The 20425-nt window shown below is 64.5% G+C and carries 24 protein-coding genes and 1 riboswitch; of the genes, 12 read left to right on the forward strand and 12 right to left on the reverse strand.

Annotation, left to right across the window (positions count from 1 at the left end):
- The first annotated feature begins 6 nt into the window (after positions 1–6).
- The 3 genes from GIW81_RS05790 to GIW81_RS19180 all read left to right on the forward strand — a co-directional run bounded on the left by GIW81_RS05790 (position 7) and on the right by GIW81_RS19180 (position 2296).
- A complete protein-coding gene (locus GIW81_RS05790) occupies positions 7–447 on the forward strand; it encodes a hypothetical protein (RefSeq protein ID WP_154738346.1) in 441 nt (146 codons plus the stop codon).
- 53 nt (positions 448–500) lie between these two features.
- Entirely contained in the window at positions 501–917 is a 417-nt protein-coding gene (locus GIW81_RS05795) for a hypothetical protein (protein ID WP_154738347.1), read from the forward strand.
- 104 nt (positions 918–1021) lie between these two features.
- Entirely contained in the window at positions 1022–2296 is a 1275-nt protein-coding gene (locus GIW81_RS19180) for an SPOR domain-containing protein (protein ID WP_154738348.1), read from the forward strand.
- Positions 2297–2300: 4 nt separating this feature from the next.
- On the opposite strand, the gene GIW81_RS05805 is transcribed toward GIW81_RS19180, so the two are convergent.
- Together GIW81_RS05805 and GIW81_RS05810 are read right to left on the reverse strand one after the other, a co-directional pair.
- Complete coding sequence (locus GIW81_RS05805) at positions 2301–2771, reverse strand: DUF2214 domain-containing protein (RefSeq protein WP_210251907.1); 471 nt, start codon at positions 2769–2771, stop codon at positions 2301–2303.
- Positions 2772–2775: 4 nt separating this feature from the next.
- Positions 2776–3144, reverse strand: coding sequence for a DUF6152 family protein (locus tag GIW81_RS05810; RefSeq protein ID WP_210251908.1), 369 nt, complete (start codon positions 3142–3144; stop codon positions 2776–2778).
- Positions 3145–3327: 183 nt separating this feature from the next.
- On the opposite strand from GIW81_RS05810, the gene GIW81_RS05815 reads away from it, so the two are divergent.
- Positions 3328–4659 carry a M16 family metallopeptidase gene (locus tag GIW81_RS05815; RefSeq protein WP_195930407.1) on the forward strand — a complete coding sequence of 444 codons (1332 nt, stop codon included), beginning with the start codon at positions 3328–3330 and terminating at the stop codon, positions 4657–4659.
- 16 nt (positions 4660–4675) lie between these two features.
- Here GIW81_RS05815 and GIW81_RS05820 read toward each other — a convergent pair whose 3' ends face one another.
- On the reverse strand, positions 4676–4948 hold the full coding sequence (locus GIW81_RS05820) for a DUF2277 domain-containing protein (RefSeq protein WP_154738350.1): 273 nt from the start codon (positions 4946–4948) through the stop codon (positions 4676–4678).
- Positions 4949–5128: 180 nt separating this feature from the next.
- Between GIW81_RS05820 and GIW81_RS05825 the strand changes: the two genes are divergently transcribed.
- A complete protein-coding gene (locus tag GIW81_RS05825; protein ID WP_154738351.1) occupies positions 5129–5440 on the forward strand; it encodes a hypothetical protein in 312 nt (103 codons plus the stop codon).
- Positions 5441–5451: 11 nt separating this feature from the next.
- Here the strand turns inward: GIW81_RS05825 and GIW81_RS05830 are convergent, their stop codons facing one another.
- Positions 5452–5955, reverse strand: a complete 504-nt coding sequence (locus GIW81_RS05830; protein ID WP_154738352.1) for a hypothetical protein — start codon at positions 5953–5955, stop codon at positions 5452–5454.
- Between the two features lie 140 nt (positions 5956–6095).
- Between GIW81_RS05830 and GIW81_RS05835 the strand changes: the two genes are divergently transcribed.
- Together GIW81_RS05835 and GIW81_RS05840 are read left to right on the forward strand one after the other, a co-directional pair.
- A complete protein-coding gene (locus GIW81_RS05835; RefSeq protein ID WP_210251909.1) occupies positions 6096–6518 on the forward strand; it encodes an iron chaperone in 423 nt (140 codons plus the stop codon).
- A gap of 94 nt (positions 6519–6612) precedes the next feature.
- Positions 6613–7161: a BPSL1445 family SYLF domain-containing lipoprotein gene (locus GIW81_RS05840; protein ID WP_154738353.1), complete on the forward strand. Its 549-nt coding sequence runs from the start codon at positions 6613–6615 to the stop codon at positions 7159–7161.
- A gap of 40 nt (positions 7162–7201) precedes the next feature.
- On the opposite strand, the gene GIW81_RS05845 is transcribed toward GIW81_RS05840, so the two are convergent.
- Positions 7202–7486, reverse strand: coding sequence for a hypothetical protein (locus GIW81_RS05845; protein ID WP_154738354.1), 285 nt, complete (start codon positions 7484–7486; stop codon positions 7202–7204).
- A 123-nt stretch (positions 7487–7609) separates the two neighbouring features.
- Between GIW81_RS05845 and GIW81_RS05850 the strand changes: the two genes are divergently transcribed.
- Together GIW81_RS05850 and GIW81_RS05855 are read left to right on the forward strand one after the other, a co-directional pair.
- A complete protein-coding gene (locus GIW81_RS05850; RefSeq protein ID WP_154738355.1) occupies positions 7610–7870 on the forward strand; it encodes a ubiquitin carboxyl-terminal hydrolase 14 in 261 nt (86 codons plus the stop codon).
- A 160-nt stretch (positions 7871–8030) separates the two neighbouring features.
- Positions 8031–8282, forward strand: coding sequence for a hypothetical protein (locus tag GIW81_RS05855; RefSeq protein ID WP_154738356.1), 252 nt, complete (start codon positions 8031–8033; stop codon positions 8280–8282).
- A 51-nt stretch (positions 8283–8333) separates the two neighbouring features.
- On the opposite strand, the gene GIW81_RS05860 is transcribed toward GIW81_RS05855, so the two are convergent.
- From GIW81_RS05860 to GIW81_RS05890, 7 genes are all read right to left on the reverse strand, one after another.
- Positions 8334–8534 carry a hypothetical protein gene (locus tag GIW81_RS05860; RefSeq protein ID WP_154738357.1) on the reverse strand — a complete coding sequence of 67 codons (201 nt, stop codon included), beginning with the start codon at positions 8532–8534 and terminating at the stop codon, positions 8334–8336.
- Positions 8535–8744: 210 nt separating this feature from the next.
- Complete coding sequence (locus GIW81_RS05865) at positions 8745–10796, reverse strand: TonB-dependent receptor plug domain-containing protein (RefSeq protein WP_229309085.1); 2052 nt, start codon at positions 10794–10796, stop codon at positions 8745–8747.
- Positions 10797–11038: 242 nt separating this feature from the next.
- Positions 11039–11222, reverse strand: a riboswitch (cobalamin riboswitch).
- A 96-nt stretch (positions 11223–11318) separates the two neighbouring features.
- On the reverse strand, positions 11319–12656 hold the full coding sequence (locus GIW81_RS05870) for an APC family permease (protein ID WP_154738358.1): 1338 nt from the start codon (positions 12654–12656) through the stop codon (positions 11319–11321).
- 88 nt (positions 12657–12744) lie between these two features.
- Positions 12745–13302: an isopentenyl-diphosphate Delta-isomerase gene (gene idi, locus GIW81_RS05875; protein WP_154738359.1), complete on the reverse strand. Its 558-nt coding sequence runs from the start codon at positions 13300–13302 to the stop codon at positions 12745–12747.
- Positions 13299–14717: a nucleotide pyrophosphatase/phosphodiesterase family protein gene (locus tag GIW81_RS05880; RefSeq protein ID WP_154738360.1), complete on the reverse strand. Its 1419-nt coding sequence runs from the start codon at positions 14715–14717 to the stop codon at positions 13299–13301. The genes idi and GIW81_RS05880 overlap by 4 nt, the downstream gene beginning before the upstream one ends.
- A gap of 28 nt (positions 14718–14745) precedes the next feature.
- Complete coding sequence (locus GIW81_RS05885) at positions 14746–15198, reverse strand: c-type cytochrome (protein ID WP_154738361.1); 453 nt, start codon at positions 15196–15198, stop codon at positions 14746–14748.
- 87 nt (positions 15199–15285) lie between these two features.
- Complete coding sequence (locus GIW81_RS05890) at positions 15286–16704, reverse strand: PQQ-dependent sugar dehydrogenase (RefSeq protein ID WP_229309086.1); 1419 nt, start codon at positions 16702–16704, stop codon at positions 15286–15288.
- Positions 16705–17163: 459 nt separating this feature from the next.
- Here GIW81_RS05890 and GIW81_RS05895 point away from each other — a divergent pair, with 459 nt between their 5' ends.
- From GIW81_RS05895 to GIW81_RS05905, 3 genes are read left to right on the forward strand one after another with little or no spacing between them, the layout of a single operon-like run.
- Entirely contained in the window at positions 17164–18378 is a 1215-nt protein-coding gene (locus GIW81_RS05895) for a 3-dehydroquinate synthase (protein WP_324614907.1), read from the forward strand.
- Entirely contained in the window at positions 18378–19577 is a 1200-nt protein-coding gene (gene eboE / locus GIW81_RS05900; protein WP_154738363.1) for a metabolite traffic protein EboE, read from the forward strand. Before GIW81_RS05895 ends, eboE begins: the two co-directional genes overlap by 1 nt.
- Positions 19550–20422 (forward strand): UbiA family prenyltransferase, encoded by an 873-nt coding sequence (locus GIW81_RS05905; protein WP_154738364.1) that lies wholly within the window; start codon positions 19550–19552, stop codon positions 20420–20422. Before eboE ends, GIW81_RS05905 begins: the two co-directional genes overlap by 28 nt.
- Positions 20423–20425: the final 3 nt, after the last annotated feature.

The raw sequence follows: 20425 nt of genomic DNA on the forward strand, positions 1-20425 counted from the left end.
GGCAGCATGGCTGACACAGGCTCCTCGTTCCCGCCGCGGACGCGCAGCGCAACGTTCCGCCGGTGGCTGTTGCGCATCCATGGCATCGTGCTGACCGTGGTCGCTCTCACGCTGGCCGTCGCCACGACGGTCGGGAAGGTCTCCGGTGCCGGTCAATTCGGATTCCTGCACGACCAGCCGCTGGTGTGGGTCGGGCTGATCCAGGCCTACCTGCTCATGACGATCATCGCGGTGCTGCTGCTTCTCGGCGCCGACCAGCCCAATACGCGCAAATGGAACGTCGTGGGCGCGCTGGCGCACGCCGTCCCGCTTTTCGCGGCGCTGTCGGCGCTATCGGTCTTCCAGTCCATGGGCGCGCTGGAGCTGGCCGAGATCAGCATCGGCTTTCATGTCTTCTGGCTGGCATTGGAGTCGCTCGCGGCGCTGCTGCCCGTCAGCAAGCCTTGAAACCTCCAACAGCGCGCGCTAGACGCGACGTAGCGTTCATCGGGGGGAGTTCCATGCGCGTCTATCAATTCGGCGAGCTGATCGGTATCGTGTTTCTGCTTGGCTCAACGGCGATGCAGCTCTTCTATCTGGAGCCGCTGAAGCGCGAGATCGAATGGCGGCTCGTCGCCTTCAATACGCAGCAGTCGGCGCAGATCGGGCTCAAAACCGCATACGAAAACCAGCTCGCGCTGCTGAAGCTGTTGAACGCGCCGGCGGAGCAGGTGGCCGCCACCGAGAAGAGCCGCAACGAAACTCTAGCCGCCTACAAAAACTCGGACGCCAATATTTCCGACTACATGATCGCCAAGGAAGGCGTCGAGAGCTACCTCGAGATCATCGTCATCGCCTTATTCGCCCTCGGCTCCTTGCTCGCCGGGTTGGGACGGGCGCTGGAAATGCAGGCGGCGCGCCAGGCGACCGGCGACTGAAACGCGGCCAAGCCGTTGGCGCGCCTTCACAACTCCTCCACAACCGTGCACGGACCGAATCGGTCGATAGTCGGCGAAGGAGTGCCGATAGCGGCGCACCGCACTTGGCAGCATCCCTAGAGGTGCACGTGGGCCGCGCGTTTCGCAGCTTGGCGACGGCAGTGCTGCTGGTGGCGGCAGCACCGGCGGCTGGCCTTTCCGCCGAAACCTCCGTTGCCGAGACGATCCTCGAAAAGGCCATCGCATCCTACCGCGACGGCAATCTCGAGCCGGCGCTCGGCGGCATCAACGCGGCCCTGCGGGGCGGGCTCTCTTCGGGCCCGATGGCACGCGCGCTCTACTATCGTGGTCTCGTCTACCGCAAGCAGGGAAGCCCCGGGCATGCGATCTCCGATCTGACGCGCGCGCTCGACTACGATGGGCTGTCGGAGCAGGAACGCTCCGACGCGATGGAGGCCCGCGCCGCGGCCTATCAAGAAGCGGGTGTTGCCAATCAGGAGGTGGTGGTCATCTCGCCGACGACGGGCGGCGGGGGCAAGGCGCCGTCGCAGCCGCCACCGCAGACCACCGCGGCGATCGTATCGCCGCCAGCGACGAAGCCCGCCACAACGAACTGGGGCGGAGCGACGCAAGTCGCAGCCAATGCACCGCTGCCGGTGCCAACGGCCTCCCAGCCAGAGCTCGCCGCTCGGAGCGGAACAACGCAGCTTGATCCGCCGGCGAAGCGAGTGGAGAAGCCCGCGCCTGCGCCGGCACCCGCGAAGCCTTGGGTGACGGAAGCCAAGAAGCCAGCGATCGCAGCTGAGAAGTCTGCTCCGGTGGCGAAGGCGCCCACGCCGCCAAAGAAGCCGGCCGTAGCCGCAGCGAAGGCCGAAAAGCCATCGGCGCCGCCGAACCCGGCCGCCATCGAAGTCACGCCGCTGGCCCCGCTTCCCGCATCCGAGATGAAAGTGACGGTCGCCGCGGCAAAGGCCGTCGAGGCGCCCCCGCCGGTCGATCCGTTCGTCACCCAGGTCGTGGCCGTCATGCCCCCGCCGCCACCCGCACCGACGGTCGCATGGGTTGCACCGGCGTCCACTCCGGCAACCACCCCGATGGTGCCTGCCCCTGTGACCGCAGCGCCCGCCGCGCCCCCCGAGATCCGCTTGCTCGTCGGCGCGGCGCACTCGCGCACCGAGGCGTTCGCGCTCGCCGTCCGGCTCACCTCCCAGCGCGGTCCGCAGCTCGGTCCGCGCCGGCCGCAGATCGCCGACACGACGCCGCCGGGCACCTCGCCGCCACTCTACCGGCTGCGGCTCGGCCCGTTCGCCGATGCGGGGCAGGCGCAATCCCTGTGCCGCTCGCTGAACGACAGCGGCTACGCCTGCGCGGTCGAATAGGAATTCACTCCACCACGAAGGCGATGAAGCGGCCGCATACCAGCGCGCCGAGCCAGCACACGAGCGACAGCGCGGCATGCACCGCGACGCGCCGCTCGCTCGCTCCGTTCAGGGCCAATCCGTAGGCGCGATGCAGGGTCAGCGCGCCCGCTATCCCGAGGGCAATGAAAACCAGCTTCAATCGGAATATACCCAGGGCCGCGTATTCCTCGGCGCGCATCGCAAACAGCAATGGACCTGTTGCGGCCGCCAGCACCAAGCCCGCCACTGCGACTGGCACGAGGATGCGCGTGAGATCGGCGCGCGAGGTTTGCGGCCAGAACCCTAAGAGGCGTAGATCGAGCGGTAGGATGGCGCCCACCAAGACCGCAATGCCGAACACGTGGGCCGTGTTGAGGGCGGCATAGCCCCAGCGCGCAGTGCGGAGGTATTGCGCGACCGGCGTGGCCTGCAGCGCTGCGAGCACCTCGTCCACGGCGCTAGTCCCGCTCCGGATAGAGGTCGTAGGCCTTGTCGCCGAGGTACAGCCGCTCGACCTTCAGTCGCTTGTTGGAGGCGTCGGCCGCCGGCTCGCCGCTGACCCGGATCTCGACGCCCTCCGCCAGATCGCCGTCTTTCAGACCCGCTTGCTCGTTGCGCCACGGCTGACCGACCTCGAACGTCCACAGTTCCGGGCCGACCTGGACCTCCAGAATTCCGTGCGGGTTGCCGAGCCGCACCTTCTTGATGGTGCCGGTCATCTCGATGTTCTTGCCCGTCGTCCACGCCCAGCCGTGATGCGCCTGCGCAGCGCCGTCCACCAGTCCTAAGAACAATATCAATCCGCTGACGGCGAGCAGTCGCATCATGGTGATCCTCCGGTTTACGCCGACACCAGCATTCAACACTTATGCACGCCGAACGAAGCCACAAGCAGGCGCCCCTGTTCCGCACGGAATAGCTGGCCGTCAGCAGCCTGATTAAATCGTCCGCAACCCGGCATCGGTAAGACTGTAGCCGGCCTCGAACATCGTTTGGCGATGGGGCGTTTCATGCAAATCAACCGGCGCGATACTCTCAAGGCATTCTTCGGCGGCGCTGCCGCAACGTCGCTTCCCTTGGCGTTACCCTTCCCGGCCCGGGCATTTCCGGTCAACCAGGCGGGCGGCCACCAGACATTCACGCTGGACAATGGGCTGCGCACGCACTTCATCGCCAACAACTCCGGCTACGTGACCGCGGCGCTGGTCTTGCGTAGCAAGGAGATCACCCACAACGGCCTGGCGCATTTGTGCGAGCATACCTCGTGCGCGGGCGCGGCGGGCAACATGTCGGCGGCGCAGGTCACCGCGCTGTTCAAGGATTGCGTGCAGGACAGCAACGCCACGACGGAGGCTGGCGCGCTGCGCTGGTTCGCCTCGTTCCTTCCTCAGTATTTGCCCCAGGTGACCGACCTTCTGTCCGCCATTTCGCTCGATCAGAAATTCGACCTCGAGACGGTTGCCGCCCAGCAGCGCGTCGTGCGCGAGGAGCTCTATCTCGACAAGTACAATCCCTCGCTCGCCGCCGAGCAGAAGTTCGACCGCGAGCTCTTCGGCAAGTCGCATCCCTACGCCAAGGAGACGCTCGAGGAGGAGATCGCCCGCTGCAAGATCGCGCCGGAGAAGTGCGCCGCCGAGCTGGGCGCCTTCGCCGACCGCACGCGCCTGCCGGGCAACATGGACCTCTTCGTCGTCGGCAGCATCGAGCCCAATGCGCTGCAAGATCTGGTACAGAAGAGCTTCGGCAGGTTTGCGCGCGCCGAGGGTCCGCGCCTCGACATTCCGCGCGTGGACGTCACTCGTGCCTACAAGCCGCTGGTCGAACCGTCGTTCGAGTTGCAGCGCCCGATGAGCGAGCTGCGCATCGCCTGGAACACCGGCGTTTGCAACACCGGCGCCGACGCCCGCACCCTGCTGGCGCTCGGGTCCTATCTCGGCACGGCGCTGTTCGATGAGCTGCGCGAGAAGGACGGCGACACCTATACGCCGGACGTCTCCTACGAGCCCGACGCCTGCAGCGGCGTGTTCCGCGTCGCCATATCGAGCAGCAAGGACCCGCAGAAGGTCGAGAAGAAGGTGTTCGAGGTCGTCGACAAGATGAAGTCGGCGATCGACGCCAAAGAGCTCGCCCGCCTGCGCGACCGCATCGCGCTCAAGCGCTGCAAGGAAGCGGGCGACAACCAGGCGCTGCTCGACCGCCTCGTCGACCGCACGCTCGAAGGCTGCGGCGTCGGCGACCTCGCCGTCGACACGGTAACGCCGGAAGAGATGATGGCGGCGGCGCGCAAGTACATGCCTTCGCACCGGGAAGGTTACGTCCGCCTGGCGCTCAAGGGCCAGTGACGGTTACCAGTAACGCCTAGCGGACGCCGAAGCGTACCTCGTTGCGGGCGCGCGCCTTGGCGGCCTCCGTCTCGCGGTCGCGCGGCGGCGCCATGGTGACGAGCGAGCCGAGCAGCTCCTCGGCGGCGGCGGCGACCTGTTCCAGGGCGCGGTTGAAGGCAGCCTCATTGGCCTTCGACGGGCTGTTCATCCCCGACAGCTTGCGCACGAACTGCTGTGCCGAGGCGCGGATCTCGTTGTCGGTCGCCGGCGGCGAGAAATTGTAGAGCGTCTTGATGTTGCGGCACATGAGCTAGGCTTCCTATCCTCCGGTTAACGCGGGTCGCGTCGAGCTTAGCAGCCGCGGTACGCCGATGGCATGGCGCAGCGCAACAGCATTTTAGATAGGCAGCCCCCTGCCGCTCTGTCAGGCTTAGGGCACGGCCGGTCATAATGGCCGCTTCCCGCATTGCACGAGCGGAGCATTCCAATGAAAGTCATACGCATCATTCTCTATATTTTCGGCGGGCTCTTCCTCGCCCTCGTCGGGCTCTTCGCCTACTTCGCTATCTTCGTCGACCCCTACACCATGTCGTCGGCTCCCCCCAGCATCGCCCAGACCATGTCGGTCGGCGGCAAGACGGTGCACATGATCACCAAGGGACCCGCATCGTACTCGGCGACCAACGAGGGCAACGACATCCTGATCAATGGCAAGAAGCTCGATCTGTCCGGCGGCGATGAGTTCACGGTCGAGATCAACGCCGACGGGACCACCCACCTCCGGCCCGGCAAACCCTAGCACCTGTCGTCCTAAGCGGCGACGGCGAGCACCGGCGGATGGAAGCGCTTGACCGCGCGCCAGCCGGCCCAGACGAAGGCGGCGAGCAGCGCCGTCTGCGCGATGACGAACGGCGCCTCCGACTGCGTCGGCGCCAGAGCGGCGAGCTCGGCGATTTTCTGGAACGACTGCACCACGAATACGAAGCAGTTGAGGTAGAGCGCCGCGATGGCGGTCGTCACATAGATCCAGCGCCAGGGACCGGCGAGGTTGAAGGCGTAAATGGCGGCGAAGGCCAGGGCCAGAACCGCCGTGGAGACGATGCCGGTTGCGACGGCGGGGGTGATGACCGAGATGGGGAACAGGAAGCCCGTCAGCGTCGTCAGCGCCGTGGTCCACAGGAAGACGTGCGTAACCCAGTCAGGCGCCGCGCCGCGGATCATGGCGACGAGCGCGATGAGCCCCGTGACGATGGCGACAATGCTGATCAGCACGTGCAGCAGGACGAACGTCTCGAACGACAATCCCAAGGTCATGATGGCATCCCCCGTTGGCGGCAGCTACGGCCCGTGCGCTCCCCAGCGCGCGGCCAATCATAGCAAAGACACTGGCTTTTGCGCCATGATGACGGGCATCATGATCGCAACTCCACCGATCCCGGAACGGGGAAGCCACCGTGCCCAAGTCCACTATCCTGACCGTCGCGAGCTATATCGCCGACAAGCCGGCGCCAGCACGCCGGGCGCTCAACGCCATACGCGCGGCGCTGCGCAAGGCCGTGCCCGGAGCCGAGGAGGTCATCTCCTACGGCATTCCGGCGCTGAGGAAGGACGGCCGCATCGTTGTCTTTTTCGCGGCGTGGAAGGAGCATTGCGCACTCTATCCGGTGACCGGCAAGCTCATCGCCGCCTTCAAGGACGAGCTCGCGCCCTACGAATTGAGCCACAAGGGGACGGTGCGCTTTCCCCTCGATCAGGCGGTGCCGGCGGGGCTCATCGGCCGCATCGCCAAGTATCGCGCCGGAGAGCTTGCCCAGGCGAAGGTGACCAAGCGCAAGAAAGCTGCCAAGAAGCCGGCACGGGTGAAGACGAAGCGCTAGAGCGGGTACAAAAGCCGCGGTTCGGCGCGCAATTTGGCCATGAACGCAGGCAATTAGTTGGGCGAACGGGACCGAAATACCGGGGGAATCAAGGATGTCGCGTAGTCTGTTGTGGGCCGTCATGTGCGCTGTGAGCCTTATCGCCGCAGCGCCGCAGGACAGTCGTGCGGCCTCCGCCTACGAGATCGACGTCGGCGTCGACGAGACGCTGGAGCGGTTTTACTACAGCATCCGCGGCGCCCGCGAGCTGGCGCACAAGGCGGTCGGCGTCCTCGTCTTTCCATCGGTGGTGAAGGCCGGCTTCGGCTTCGGCGGCGAGTACGGCGAGGGCGCCCTGCGCATCCGTGGCCGCACCGTCGACTACTACAATACGCTTTCCGCGTCGGTCGGCTTCCAGCTGGGCGTACAGGAGCGCTCGGTGATCATCATGTTCATGACCCCGGACGCGCTCGATCAGTTTCGCCGCACCGCCGGGTGGAAGGTCGGTGCCGACGCCTCCGTCGCCATCATCACCGTCGGCATCGGCGGCTCGATCGACACCAACAAGATCACCAGCCCGGTCGTCGGCTTCGTCCTCGATCCGAAGGGGCTGATGTATAACTTGACGCTTGAAGGCTCGAAGATCAGCCGCATCCGCCGCTAGCGGCATTCCTCTTTCCAAGGCCAGGCAGACACCTCTGGTGCTACTGCCCGGCAACGCCCTTGGCGGCGCGCCGCTCGAAATTCTCCGCCGCCTTCTTCAGCTCCTTCTCGGCGGTCTCGCCTGCCTTCTTCACGCACTCGCCGAATTCCTTGACCTCGTCCTTGTAGTACTCAAGGTCGCGTTTGCAGCCGTCGAGGTCGTAGGCGCTGTTGAACTGATCATACCAGCTGGTGCAGGCGGGCGGCTCGGGCTTCTCGCAACCCGCGGCGGCCGGGCACGCGTGCACGGAAATGGCGGCGGCGAGCAGCAGGCTAGCGCGGATCATGTCGCGGGGGCTCCGTTCTTCGTCTGACATCAGCGGCATGCCATGCCTGGGCGGCGGCGGGAAGTGGCGCTATGGTTGCCCGCAACCTGGCGGGGCACTCTTGCCACACTCAGGAGAGTCGCAATGGCCGACACCTGCACGCACCTCGACACCATCCGCCACGTGACGCCGAACACCGACGGCTGCGAGGAATGCTTGAAGATGGGTGCGGAGTGGGTGCACCTGCGTCTCTGCCTGACCTGCGGGCACGTCGGCTGCTGCGATAGCTCGCGGTACAAGCATGCGACCAAGCACTTCCACCGAACCAAGCATCCGATGGTGCAATCGATCGAGCCCGGCGAGAGCTGGAAATGGTGCTACGTCGACGAAGTTTTGATCGAATAGCAGGCAATCCCGTCGCCGGCCGGGCGTATAACGGGACCCACCTGGCGCAACGCTCCTGAACTTCTGGAACGAAAGTCGCAGGGCGCCGTTCGACGTGCGCTAGAGGGCGCCGTGGGACGGCACATCGGCCGCCAAAGAAAAAATGATCTTGGAGGAAGCCATGCTCAGACTCGTGATGTTGGCGGCGGTCGCCGCCACGATGCTCGCACCCGCCGGCGCGCGCGCCGACAAATCCTGGTGCACCGACGAGCACATGCAGAAGATGGACGCCATGGTGGCGAAGATGACCGACGAGGCGAAGAAGAAGTCGGCGCAGACGAACCTCGACGCCTCGAAGGCGGCGATGAAGTCCGGCGATACCGAAGGCTGCATCGCCAGTATGAAGCTCGCCCATACGGACATGGGCATGTGAGCGGCGCCCGCGGCGGCATCATGCGCCGTCCGCGGGCGGCACTTTTATTTTCTAGTCGTGCGACTGAGAGCTTGTCGCCGCGCCGCGTTCCAGCTCGCATCGCGCCCGACGGCAACGATCGAGCACGCGCGCCGCCCCATCCCATGCGTCCTCGGGCAACGACTTCTCGGCCAGTAGCTGACTGATCGCGGCGGCGGCCAATCGAATGTTTCTGACGCGCTGTGCGGTTTCATCCGCAGTGCTTTGGCTCATGGCTGTCCTCCTGGTTGGCGAGGAGAGTGTGGCTCCGCAATGGGGCCGCCAGCAGGCAATCGACTTCACATTCGATGAGCAGACCGTAAGCAACGGCGCGAGATAAGGCCATTTCGCATGGCGTTGCGGGCGTCGCGCGCGCAAAGGCCCGCAGCACTAGCGCTGCGGGCCTGTCAACGGGGCCGAATTCACGCCTAGATGTACGCGGTTTCAGTTCTCCGGAAGCGCCATTTGCACGCCGCCGTATACGGCCAGGCCGGCGGTTCCGAACTGGGCGATGGTCTCATACTGTTCATCAAGCAGGTTCTCGCCTCGAACGTATGCCTTCCAACCCGGAACGATTTCGTAGGCGGCTTTCGCGCTCAACAGAAAGTAGTTGTCGAGTTGGTCAGTCCGGCTTTGAAACGTATCGGCGACGTACTGGCCGGTGACATTGAGTTCAACCTTGTCGATCGGCTGAAAATCCAGCCCCAAGACGAAACTGTGGCGCGGCACGAAGGGTAACCGAGTATTGGTAGGCGTTTCCGTCTGCACATACGTGTAGCCCATGCTCACGGCCACGGACTCTGTGAAGTGCGCCACGCTGCTCAGCTCAACACCCTTCCGGTTCGTCGTGCCGGCCACATTGGCGAGGCAGGGGATGGTCGGATCACTAAAGCAGTCGCCGTTGAACCCAATGAGGTTGAGCGTGTCGAGTTCGAAGTAGGTGGCGCTGACCGTGTATGCCCCCCTCATGAACCCCTGATCGACGCCAATGTCCCAGCTTTCACTCTCTTCGGGTGTGAGGTTGGGGTTGCCGTAGTTGGGCATGAAGAACTGAGGATACGATCCGTACAGCTCATCGAGGCTCGGGGCCCGGAAACCCGTGCTTGCGCTGGCTCGCAGCTTGGTCTCGGTGCCCGGCAAGAGATAGGCCGCAGTGAGGCGGTACGTATCGAACTGACCGAAGGCGTCATGCTCGTCGATGCGGCCACCGCCTGTCAGGAGCAGGCCATTTATCGGCTCTATCATAAGCTGGGCAAAGCTTCCGATGATCTCCGCTTCAGGCTGATAGGGTAGGCTATTGTTCGCGAGCGACGTTCTTTCCCAGTCTGCGCCAACCAGCAGCGCGAGATGCTCGTTGAAGGACAGCACTCCCTTGTATTCACCCTTTACGCGTTTGCCGGTGTAGGACGAATCGGTGGGCGCGCTCGTGACGTCGTGGAAGTCGCGTTCAATCCGCATTCCTTGGATCGCCAACGTGTTCTGGAAGGCGCCGTCAAGAAACGAAAAGCGCGTTCCGGCGCGTCCTGCCGACTGACGGCTGGTGCCGGAGTTCGCCAGATCTCCGAAAATGACAGCGCCGAACGGATCGGGGTTCACGTTGCCATCGAATTCGTTCTTGGCGTCGTAAGTGCGAGCGGCAAAGAAGACGCTAACCGACGGCGAGATGAAATACTCGCCTCGCCCCGAGAGGGTGAGGTTGCGATATCCATCATCCTCGTTGCCGGCCGACGCGGCAGAGAATCCCGCCGTGTTAATGCCCTGCACCGTCAGCGCGACGTTGCTCCCATCCTGCGAGGCGAAGCCCGCCGTATAGGCACCGCGATAGGTACTGTAGGAGCCATACTCGGCACCACCACTCTGGGAAAATCCCGGTTTCGTCGCGACCTTCGTTTCTATGCTGATCACGCCGGCGACTGCGTCGCCACCGTATAGTGTGCTCTGCGAGCCCTTCAATACCTCGATGCGCGATACGTCGCCCACCAGCAGATGCTCGAAATGGGTCTGTGTTTCAGTGCCCGACGGGTCGCTCACGTCGATACCGTCGATCAAGACCTTAACGTACTTCAGCGCGGCGCCGCGCACACTCAGACGTGTTGTGGATCCCGGAGGACCGTTCTGGCTGAAGTTAACGCCAGTGACTTGCTGCAGATAGTCCTTGAGGAACGTCTTAGACTGCTTGTCGAGATCCCTTTCCGTCAACACCGTGACCGACGAGCCGACCTTGGCGGCATCGGTCGGTGTGTTGTTAGCAGAATGCACGACAGGGGCATCCGTATCGGATGCGGCGCCGCTCACCTGGGTAACCGGAACCTGTGGCTCTGAGCCCGGCCGCTTCTTGACCTTCTTAGTCGTCTCGACCTCGAGCGGCGGCAGCTCGGTCGCCGACTGGGCGAGCGCGCCGGTGGCCATGGCGAGCGAAAGGATGGAAGCGGATGCGGCAAGAATGCCGGCATAGATGGATGGTCTAGGCGAACGCCTCGAAAAACGCAGATACATGGTAGCCCCCCGTTACGCAGAACTGAGCCTCGGGGAAGCTCGACATCACGCACACTCTATACGCATTGAACTCCGCCAAACGACAGTCGCCAGCCGAAGCTGCAGCGATCGCGGCAACATCGAGCTCGAATTGCTAGTGTCTGGAGATGACACCGTAAAATGACATGCCTGACGTAGCTCCCCTTCGGTTGCACATCAGTCGCCGCTACGGGTAACCGTTCCACCGCGCGGCCCGCACGGAGGATGGGCGACTCGCGACGGAAGGTCTCCTGGCTTACGGCTCGAACGTTTCTCTCCGCCTTCCCAGCAGCCGAGTTGGCTGCCAGTGGCATTCGGGAGAAACTTGCCGCTTACAGTTGCGGGCGCAGCCGCGGCTTCGACCTAAGTCTCACCGCGTTCCCTTACTCCGTCACGGGCGATATGTGCGCTGGTAAGCGCCGTTCGTGTCAACGATGAATTGCAACAGCAGCGTGGAGCGCGGAGTCTCGCGACGGATTTGCAACAGCCCTGCGCTCTCCAATTTTATCTGGTCGGGCAATCTATCGTGTTGATCTGGCGACCCGTCCAACGCCGGTAGAGCCATTCGGCTACGAACGACGCAGCCGCGATGAGGACGAGTGCCGCGATCGCCGCAGGCTGCTGCTGGAGTGTGTAGACCCCGAGAACAGCGAACATGGCGAGGCAAGTGAGCAGCGACAGCCAGACGATCAACGCATTCGCCCCCGTCTGCTTCAGAACCAGGAGGTGGCCCGCATTCACCGCGCCATAGACGAGAAGGAAAGCGGCACTTCCCATCATGGCAATTCCGGAGAGGTCGAAGCACAGCATCACCACGATGACGAGCGCTGCGGTGAGGAGGAGGCCACCCGTCGCCTGCTTCCATTCGACACACGAGAGACGTGCCGGCAGTTCGCCGTCGCGGGCGATCATGTAGCAAACGTTGGCCGAGCCGAAGAGCGTGGCGTTGATCGCCGACGCGGTCGAGAACAGCGCGGCGATCGCGATGAGCCGGAAGCCCGTTTCTCCGAGGAACGGCCTGGCGGCCTCCGCCAGCGCGTAGTCCCTGGCGCGCTCGATTTCAGCATCGGACAGATTGCCGGTTACGGTCAACGACACGGCGAGGTAAAGGACGATCACCAAGAGCACGGCGATGTACAGAGCGCGCGGCAAGGTCCTTTGCGGATCGCGCATGTCGCCGGCCGCATTGGTGATGAGCCCGAACCCCTCGTAGCCGATGAACAGCACACCGGCCCCGAACAGGATCGCTTGCTCTCCGGGCCACAGCGCGGGCGACAGGTTCTCCGGCCTGATGAAGTAGAGCCCCACGGCGGCAAAGACGACGAGGATCGCCACCTTGACGGCAACGATGATCGTTTCGCCGCGCCCCATGATCTTGGCGCCGAACGCATTGACGACCGTCACGAGCAGCACGGCGCCGATCGCCAGGAACTTGAGCAGCAATGCCGACGGCCGATCAGTGATGAAGGTGGCGGCGTAGTTGCCGAAGGCCGTCGCATAGAGCGCGAGCGAGATGATGTAACCGGCCCACATGAACAGGTTGAGGCCGCCGGCGAACACGCCGTCGCCGAAGCTCTTCACCAGGAAGTGTACGGCCCCGCCGGCGGAGGGGAACGCCGCGCCGAGCTTGGCATAGGAATAGGTGGAGAGCAGCGCCACGACGCCGCCGATCGCGAAAGCTAGCCACATGGCGTTGCCGGCCGCCTGCGCGACCACGCCGAGGATCGAGAAGATGCCTGCGCCAACCATGCCGCCGATGCCAATGGACACCGCGGCTACCAGGCCGATTTGGCCGGCATCGGGCTGTGATGAAGGAGCGTGGTCAGAAGATTTCTTGGTCATGGCGCGCAGTGTAGCGGATTCGCTTCCTGCGAGACGCCTTGCACGGCCTTGTCACTTTCGCGACGGGCGCGCGGCAAAATACCGAATCCTAGATGCGGCCTACGGCGCCGATGTCCTGGTCGTCCATGCCGAGTTCGCCGAGATCGAGCGTGAGGTAGAGACGGAACCACGGGGTGAACCGCTCCGGCGTCGCGACGGCGGTTCGGCGCACAGCGAACAGAGGCTGCCAACTGTGTGCGTCGGCTTCGGCGGGATCGGGCTCGACAGCGCCGCGCCAGCAAGCCGTGAATAGGTGGACCAGCTCATGCTCGACGAGGCCACCGCCGACATCGGCGCGATAGATGAGGGTTTGCAGCGGCATCAACCCGCAATCGACGCCCATCTCTTCAAAGAGGCGGCGCCTTGCGGCGACCGCAGTCTCCTCGCCAGGACGCGGATGCCCGCAACAGGCGTTGGCCCATTGGCCGCCCGAGTGATATTTGCCGCGCGCCCGCTTCTGCAGCAGCAGGTTGCCGGCGCCGTCGTGAACGAGAACAGAGAACGCGCGATGCAATTGTCCGTTGACGTGCGCGTCGAGCTTGGGCGCCGTGCCGAGCGGCCGATCGTCGCCATCGACCAAGATCACGCGCTCGAGGGCATCATTCATCGCACTGCTCGCATGGTCGGGCCCGTTTGGCCGCGCACCTGTTTTCCGAAGATGTGCTCGAGCATCAACTGTTTGACGTCGGTCGCCTGGCACGCGCCGTCCGGCAGAGCGTCGGCCACCGACGAAATGACGACCGGGCCACGCGCTTCCGGCGTGTCGGCTCGACCGTGCGAGCCGCGCACCAGTGCAGCATCGAGCGGAATGACGTCCATCAGCGTTCGCAATCCGAGCTTCCGCTTCAACAAGCGCCAGGCGACGGCGAGCCTTGGAAAACGGATGGCCGGATCGAGGAACAGCTCGACGGGGTCGTATCCTGGCTTGCGATGAATGTCGACCGTGCGCGCAAAGTCGGGTGCAAGCCGATCGTCGAGCCAATAGTAATAGGTGAACCACGCATTGGGCTGGGCGATCGCCACCAGTTCGCCCGACCGCGCGTGATCGAGCCCGTGCGCGCGCTTTTCCTCTTCGCCCCAGACTGCGGCGACGCCATCAAGGGCTTCGATGAGCGCGCGAACCTGCGGCACATCGCGCTTGTCCTCCACGTACACGTGCGCGACCTGATGGTCGGCAACCGCGAAGGCGCGCGACTGGGGCGGATCGAGGAGCTCGCCCCCCTCTTCGACGCGGACGGCGAGCAGCCCCGTCTCGCGCAGGGCGCGGTTGATGTGCACCGCTTTGTCGACGGGGACGATGCCGTATTCGGAGAGTATGAGCACACGCCGGCCCGACGCCTCGGCCGCGGCGATCAGGTCGCCGACGACGGCGTCGACCTCGCGCAGATCGTCGGCGATGTCGTCGTCTGCCGGTCCAAGCTTCTGCAGGCAATAGTCGAGGTGCGGGAGATAGACGAGGGTTAGCGTCGGATTGCGCGTCGCCATGACGTGCAGCGCCGCGTCCGCAATCCAACGCGTCGACGAGATCGACGTTGCCGGTCCCCAGAAGGAGAACAGCGGGAAGGCGCCGAGCTTGGCGGTCAGCTCGTCGCGCAGCTCGGAGGGCTGCGCGTAGCAATCCGGCAATTTGCGCCCGTCGGCTTTGTATATCGGCCGCGGCGTCACCGCGTAGTCCGCGCTCGAGGCCATGTTGTACCACCAGAACATGTTGGCGCAGGTGAAGCCCGGATCCCGCTTCTTGGCCGCGTCCCACACGCGCTCGCCGTCGAGCAGGCGGTTCGACTGCCGCCACAGCCATATCTCGCAGAGATCGCGGAATAGCCAGCCGTTGGCAACGGCGCCGTGACCGCTGGGCGGCAGACCGGTGAGGAACGTCGCTTGCACCGAACAGGTCACGGCCGGCGTCACGGTACGCAACGGGCGCGTGCCGCCGCGCTGCGCCAGGCGCGCGATGTTGGGCGTGTTGGCGCCGATAAGTTCCGGCGTCAGCCCAACGACATTGAGAACCAATAAGGGATGCATGGCCGTTTCCACCCCCGGCGGCGATCGCTCACTTCTTAAGGGTGTGGATGTAGGCAATCATCTGCAGGATCTGATCTTGGGTAACGCCGCGCTTGGAGAAGGGGCGCATGGCGCCGGCAGCGCCAGAGTGGATCACCTCGAACATCCCGACGTCGGTGTTGGCCCGCTTGTTGACGTACGTATTGTCGATGAGGCTCGGCCCCATGCCGCCCGAGCCGTCCGGCTTGTGACAGACCTGGCAGTTGGCGTCGTAGAGCGCTTTGCCGGCGGCTATGGCATCGGGATTGCCGACGTAGGGGTTCTTGCCGGTTTCCTGGAACGACTTCACCGCGTCGGTGAACACCTCGCCCTTGATGGGGGAGATATCGATGGGCGAGTCGTCGAGCGCATTGAGGAACTCGATGGCGGCGGCGGGAACGACGAGCGCTAGTCCGATGGCGAGGCTGGCAAGCGCACGGGATAGGCGCGGTTTGGCGAGCATCAGAAATTCCTAAGGGCGCGTTGGAAGCGGACACAGGGTCCCTCGCGACGGGAGCGAGGGACCCTGCTGGCTAGACCGACGAAGCGGTCACTTTTTCGTCTTGGCGACTTCAGCGCCGGCGGGGACCTTGTCCGCCGCCACGATGCGCCACAGCGCGCCGGGCGGGTTTGCCAACGGTCCCTTGTCGTCGGTGTAGAAGCAGTCGCAGTTGACGGCGAGCACGGTGCCGTCCTCGTCGTTGTTACCTGACGTGAACTGCAGCGACGTCTGCACCAGTTCCTGGAGCTGCCACTTCTTGCCGTCCCAGCCGGTGCCGAACACGCGGCCCGAGCACCAGTCGCCGGTCAAGAACACGCCGTTCATGCCGGCGTAGTTGGCAACGCCAAGGCCCATGACCGAGCAGCCCCAGCCGTCCTTGAGCTTCTCGGCACCCGGATAGGGCTCCTGGTGCGGGTACTCGGCGACCGGCAGCACGCCGACCTGCGGGCACTTGTCATTGGCTCCGGTCATCGGGTGGCAGTTCGTACCCATGTTGAACTTCCAGCCATAGTTCTCACCGCCCTTGCTGCCGGCCGGCTGCCAGTCGATCTCCTCGAGATGGTTCTGGCCGACGTCGGCGATGAAGAGGCCGCCGTTCTTACGGTCGAAGCGGAACGAGTACGGATTGCGCAGACCATAGGCCCAGATCTCCGGACGGGCGCCCATGTGGATCTTGGAGAAGCCCTCCTCGGTGATGCCGAAGAGCGCCATCATGCGATCCTGGTAGGCATGGCCGAAGGGATTGTCGGCGGGAACCTTGTAGCCGACACCGTCAGGCGTATTGACGTCAAGGCGCAGCATCTTGCCCCACAGCACGTCCTTGCGCTGACCGGCATCCAGAGGATCGCCTTCCCAGCCGGCATCACCCTTGCCGACATAAAGATAGCCGTCGGGACCGAACTCGATGCCGCCGCCGTAGTGGTTGTAGTAGGGCTGCGGGATGATGGTGATGACCTTGGCCGACTTTTGCGCCTGATCGACCGTCACCTCGTCAGGGCTTCCAGGGTCGACAGTATAGCGTGTGATCATGTGCGCGCCGTTGAACGGCAGTGAGGAGTAGCTGACGTAGAAGTAGCCGTTCTCTTTGAACTTCGGGTCGAACGCCACTGCCCACAGGCCCTGCTCCACGAAGCCCGTCTGAACTTCCGTGCCGAGCGGGGTGTTCTTGGTCAGGTCGAGGAACGGCTTCTCGGCGACCTTGCCGTCCTTGACGACCTTGATCCGCCCGACGCGCTCAACGACGAAGATACGTCCGGTGCCGTCGAACGCCGAGGCGACGCCGACTGGATCGTTGAATCCATCGGCCAGTTTCACGAGCGCGATCTTCGGATCGCCGGGCAGCTTGCCACCCGGCCGCGCGACTTCGGACGCCTGGGTGGGGACAGTCTGCGCGACCGCTACGGTCGAGCCTACGGCTCCCAACACAGCCATCCCCATCGACGCGGCTTTGATCAACCGCATTCCCATTGAACGTTCTCCCATTTCGATTGTTATTCAGCGACACTTTTTCGCGTTGCACATTTGTGCCCGCTCGCATTTATTCAGTTATCCGACCATTCAGTCGGCTTTCTGATTGCGAGCTTTGAACGCTAGTGAATGAAATATCCCCCGGCAATGGAGCCGGGGGTGAATTGCAGAAATTGACCCCGATTTGCAAATTGGGGCAGCGTTATTTGCCATTTTCTCCCGGCTGTTTTTGCCGCGTTTCCCCTTGCTCGCAATGGGCCGCCGTGCATCGGGCATAAACCCAAGCAAACCCGTTGCTTAGGTCGAAATTCCTGCGCATGATCCGCCCCGCCGGGCTCCTCTCCTCCGTCTTCACCCGCGATGACCACGCGTCGCTCGCAGGCAACTTTGGAGGGAATTCCGGGAAAAATGCCGATCCAAAAACGATAAAAGCGGCAAACAAACGCCATGGGGAAACGAGTGGGCTTAGCTGTCAGCGATGCGTTGTCGAAATTCGAAGCTACGGGCGAAGCCCGCGCCTTTGTCCAACGCTTCTCGGTATCGTACGAATTTCCTGTCTATTTCACCCGCGATGTTTTCTCCGAGAGTGGTTCCGTCCTTCTGGAGGCCATACGGGCGGAAGCATCCAACCGGCGCAGCCGCGTTGTCTTCATCCTTGATGAAGGCGTCGCACGCGAGATGCCCGACCTGCCGCGCCGCGTTAGCGCCTACGTCGCTGCGAACTCTACGGAAATAGAGCTCGCCGGGCCTGTCGAGATTGTCGAGGGCGGCGAGCGCTGCAAGAACGCGCCCGAACTCGTGGAACGCCTTCAGCGTCTCCTTGTCTCCTACGGCGTCGACCGGCATTCGTATGTCGTCGCCGTTGGCGGCGGCGCCATGCTGGATCTCATCGGCTACGTCGCAGCGACGACGCATCGGGGCATACGCCATATCCGCGTCCCCACTACGGTACTCGCGCAGAACGATTCCGGCGTCGGCGTGAAGAACGGCGTCAACGCCTTTGGTTTCAAAAACATGCTCGGCACCTTCGTGCCGCCGGTCGCCGTCATCAACGACAGCGCCTTCATTGATGTCCTCTCCGGGCGCGACAAGCGCGCGGGGATGGCCGAAGCGGTGAAAGTGGCCCTCATTCGCGATGGCGAATTCTTCGACTGGCTCGAGGAGAAGGCCGAGGCGCTGGCGCTCTTTGCCTCCGAGCCGCTCGAGCGGCTCATCCGCCATTGCGCGCTGCTGCATATGCGGCAGATCTCAAATGGCGGCGATCCCTTCGAGCGCGGCAGCGGCCGGCCGCTCGACTTCGGCCATTGGGCCGCCCACAAGCTCGAGGCGCTGTCCGGCTACGAGCTGCGGCACGGCGAGGCGGTCGCCATCGGCATCGCCATCGACACGCGCTACTCGGTGCTTGCCGGCCTCCTCCCCGCCGGCGCCGACCAGCGTGTGCGCGCCCTCCTGGAGCGCCTCGGATTCAGCCTCTGGCACCCGACCTGCGATGCGCGCCGCGCCGGGCGTCAGCGTCTGTTGCTCGCCGGACTGGAGGAGTTTCGCGAGCACCTCGGCGGCGAGCTCACGATCACCCTCCTGAGCGCCATCGGCACGAGCGTCGACGTCCACACCATGGACCACACGCTGATCGATCAAGCGATCGACTGGCTGCGGCCCCGCGAGGGCGTGTAATGCAGCTCTCGCTCCCCGGCTCGCCGCATCTCACCTATTGTACCAATATCCACGCTGGCGAACGCTGGCACGAGATCGACGCCGCGCTTAGACGCCACGTCCCGTCAATCAAGAGCCGCGTCTCGCCGGACAAGCCGATGGGTGTCGGATTGCGGCTGTCTGGTTCCGCCGCAGAGGACCTCTACGATCCCGCGGCGATTGCAGAGCTGCAGGCGTTCCTGCACGACGAGGACCTCTACGTCTTCACCATCAATGCGTTCCCCTATGGTGCCTTTCACGGCAAGCGCGTGAAGGAACAGGTCTACGAGCCGGACTGGCGCGACGAGGAGCGGCTGCGCTACACCAATCGTGTCGCGGACATTCTGGCCCGACTGCTGCCCGAGGGCATGGACGGCAGCGTCAGTACCGTGCCCGGCGCCTTCAGGGCGAACGTGCGTAGTGGGACCGACATCGCGCGCATCGCCGAGGTTCTCACGCGCCACGCCGCATACCTGCATGCCATCGCCCGCGAGACAGGCAAGTGCATCGTGCTGGCGCTGGAGCCGGAGCCGTGTTGCTTCCTCGAGACCATCGACGATGCGGTAACATTCTTCGATGAGCATCTGTTCTCACGCCGCTCGATTGAGGCGTTCCGCTGCCTGACGGGCCTGCCGGCGAACTGGGCCGAGGAGGCTCTGCGCCGCCATCTCGGCATCTGCCTCGACGTCTGCCACTCGGCCGTCGAGTTCGAAGACCCGGCCGAGAGCGTCGCACGGCTGGAGGCAGCCGGCATCCGCGTCGCCAAGATACAGCTCAGCTCGGCGCTGCGCGTCTCCGCGGCCGATGGGGACACCGCCGAACTGCTGCTGCCGTTCGACGACGGCGTCTACCTGCACCAGACAGTCGCTGCCAACGACGGGAAGCTCACGCGCTATCCGGATTTGCCTGAGGCCATCGCCGCGTTGCGCAACGGCGCCGCCGTCGGAGAGTGGCGCGTGCACTGTCACGTGCCGCTGTTCCAGTCGAGCTTCGGCGCGTTGCAGTCGACGCAGCAGGCGCTCGCCGATCTGCTCGCCGTCTGCCGCCAGCGTGCCCTCGCCCCGCATCTCGAGGTCGAGACCTACACCTGGGACGTCCTTCCGCAACACATGAGAGATGGCGATGTCGGCAGTGACATCGCCCGGGAGCTGACATGGGTTCGCTCGCAACTGGGCGCGTGAGCAGCTGGCGCACGGCGCTGAAGCTGGGACGCGTCTCCAACCTGCCGACCGTTTGGAGCAATGTCATCGCCGGATGTGCGCTGGCCGGAGGGGCGTCGCTGCACCTCACCGTCGGTGTCGCGCTCGGCGTGTCGGCGATGTACGTCGCCGGGATGTTTCTCAACGACGCGTTCGACCGGAACATCGATGCGCGCGAGCGCCCCGAGCGGCCCATCCCCGCCGGCGAGGTGGCCGCCGACTCGGTCTTCGTCGTCGGCGGAGCACTGCTCACGATTGGCGTGGTTTCGCTGGCGGTCGTCGACGGCAGCGTCGGCATCGCCGGCCTGGCCCTCGCAGCCGCCATCCTGCTCTACAACTGGCGCCACAAGGGAAATCCGCTCGCGCCCTTCGTCATGGGGCTGTGCCGAGCGCTTGTCTTTATAGCCGCCGGCTTGGCGGTCACCGCCGACCTGCCCCGCGAATTGCTCCTCGCTGCGGGGGCGACACTCGCCTACGTCGCGGGCCTGACCTTCACCGCGCGGCTCGAAAGCGTCGACCGGCTCGCCAGCGTCTGGCCGTTGGCAATGCTGGCCGCACCGCTCTGCGTCGGCATCGCTGGCACGGACTTCTCCGCGCCGGCGGTTCTAGCCCTCGTTGGACTTGCGGCTTGCGGCGTGCGCGTCACGCAGCTGCTGCGCCGCCGCGCGTCCGGCGACGTCTCGCAGGCGGTAGGGCTCCTGATAGCTGTCATTGCTCTCAACGATGCCCTGTTCGCCACGACCACCGGAGAGACCCATGCAGCATTTGCCTGCATCGCCTGTTTCGTCCTCACCCTCGTGCTCCAGCGTTTCGTGCCTGCCAGCTAACCT

Origin of the sequence: Hyphomicrobium album, assembly GCF_009708035.1 — a bacterium.
Lineage (GTDB): Bacteria > Pseudomonadota > Alphaproteobacteria > Rhizobiales > Hyphomicrobiaceae > Hyphomicrobium_A > Hyphomicrobium_A album.

Bases quoted from the DNA above. Each gene is read 5' to 3' on its own strand.
- GIW81_RS05790 (WP_154738346.1), top strand. From the start codon at position 7: ATGGCTGACACAGGCTCCTCGTTCCCGCCGCGGACGCGCAGCGCAACG.
- GIW81_RS05795 (WP_154738347.1), top strand. From the start codon at position 501: ATGCGCGTCTATCAATTCGGCGAGCTGATCGGTATCGTGTTTCTGCTT.
- GIW81_RS05810 (WP_210251908.1), bottom strand. From the start codon at position 3,144: ATGATGCGACTGCTCGCCGTCAGCGGATTGATATTGTTCTTAGGACTG.
- GIW81_RS05815 (WP_195930407.1), top strand. From the start codon at position 3,328: ATGCAAATCAACCGGCGCGATACTCTCAAGGCATTCTTCGGCGGCGCT.
- GIW81_RS05820 (WP_154738350.1), bottom strand. From the start codon at position 4,948: ATGTGCCGCAACATCAAGACGCTCTACAATTTCTCGCCGCCGGCGACC.
- GIW81_RS05825 (WP_154738351.1), top strand. From the start codon at position 5,129: ATGAAAGTCATACGCATCATTCTCTATATTTTCGGCGGGCTCTTCCTC.
- GIW81_RS05830 (WP_154738352.1), bottom strand. From the start codon at position 5,955: ATGACCTTGGGATTGTCGTTCGAGACGTTCGTCCTGCTGCACGTGCTG.
- GIW81_RS05840 (WP_154738353.1), top strand. From the start codon at position 6,613: ATGTCGCGTAGTCTGTTGTGGGCCGTCATGTGCGCTGTGAGCCTTATC.
- GIW81_RS05845 (WP_154738354.1), bottom strand. From the start codon at position 7,486: ATGATCCGCGCTAGCCTGCTGCTCGCCGCCGCCATTTCCGTGCACGCG.
- GIW81_RS05850 (WP_154738355.1), top strand. From the start codon at position 7,610: ATGGCCGACACCTGCACGCACCTCGACACCATCCGCCACGTGACGCCG.
- GIW81_RS05855 (WP_154738356.1), top strand. From the start codon at position 8,031: ATGCTCAGACTCGTGATGTTGGCGGCGGTCGCCGCCACGATGCTCGCA.
- GIW81_RS05860 (WP_154738357.1), bottom strand. From the start codon at position 8,534: ATGAGCCAAAGCACTGCGGATGAAACCGCACAGCGCGTCAGAAACATT.
- GIW81_RS05865 (WP_229309085.1), bottom strand. From the start codon at position 10,796: ATGTATCTGCGTTTTTCGAGGCGTTCGCCTAGACCATCCATCTATGCC.
- GIW81_RS05870 (WP_154738358.1), bottom strand. From the start codon at position 12,656: ATGACCAAGAAATCTTCTGACCACGCTCCTTCATCACAGCCCGATGCC.
- idi (WP_154738359.1), bottom strand. From the start codon at position 13,302: ATGAATGATGCCCTCGAGCGCGTGATCTTGGTCGATGGCGACGATCGG.
- GIW81_RS05880 (WP_154738360.1), bottom strand. From the start codon at position 14,717: ATGCATCCCTTATTGGTTCTCAATGTCGTTGGGCTGACGCCGGAACTT.
- GIW81_RS05885 (WP_154738361.1), bottom strand. From the start codon at position 15,198: ATGCTCGCCAAACCGCGCCTATCCCGTGCGCTTGCCAGCCTCGCCATC.
- GIW81_RS05890 (WP_229309086.1), bottom strand. From the start codon at position 16,704: ATGGGAATGCGGTTGATCAAAGCCGCGTCGATGGGGATGGCTGTGTTG.
- eboE (WP_154738363.1), top strand. From the start codon at position 18,378: ATGCAGCTCTCGCTCCCCGGCTCGCCGCATCTCACCTATTGTACCAAT.
- GIW81_RS05905 (WP_154738364.1), top strand. From the start codon at position 19,550: ATGGGTTCGCTCGCAACTGGGCGCGTGAGCAGCTGGCGCACGGCGCTG.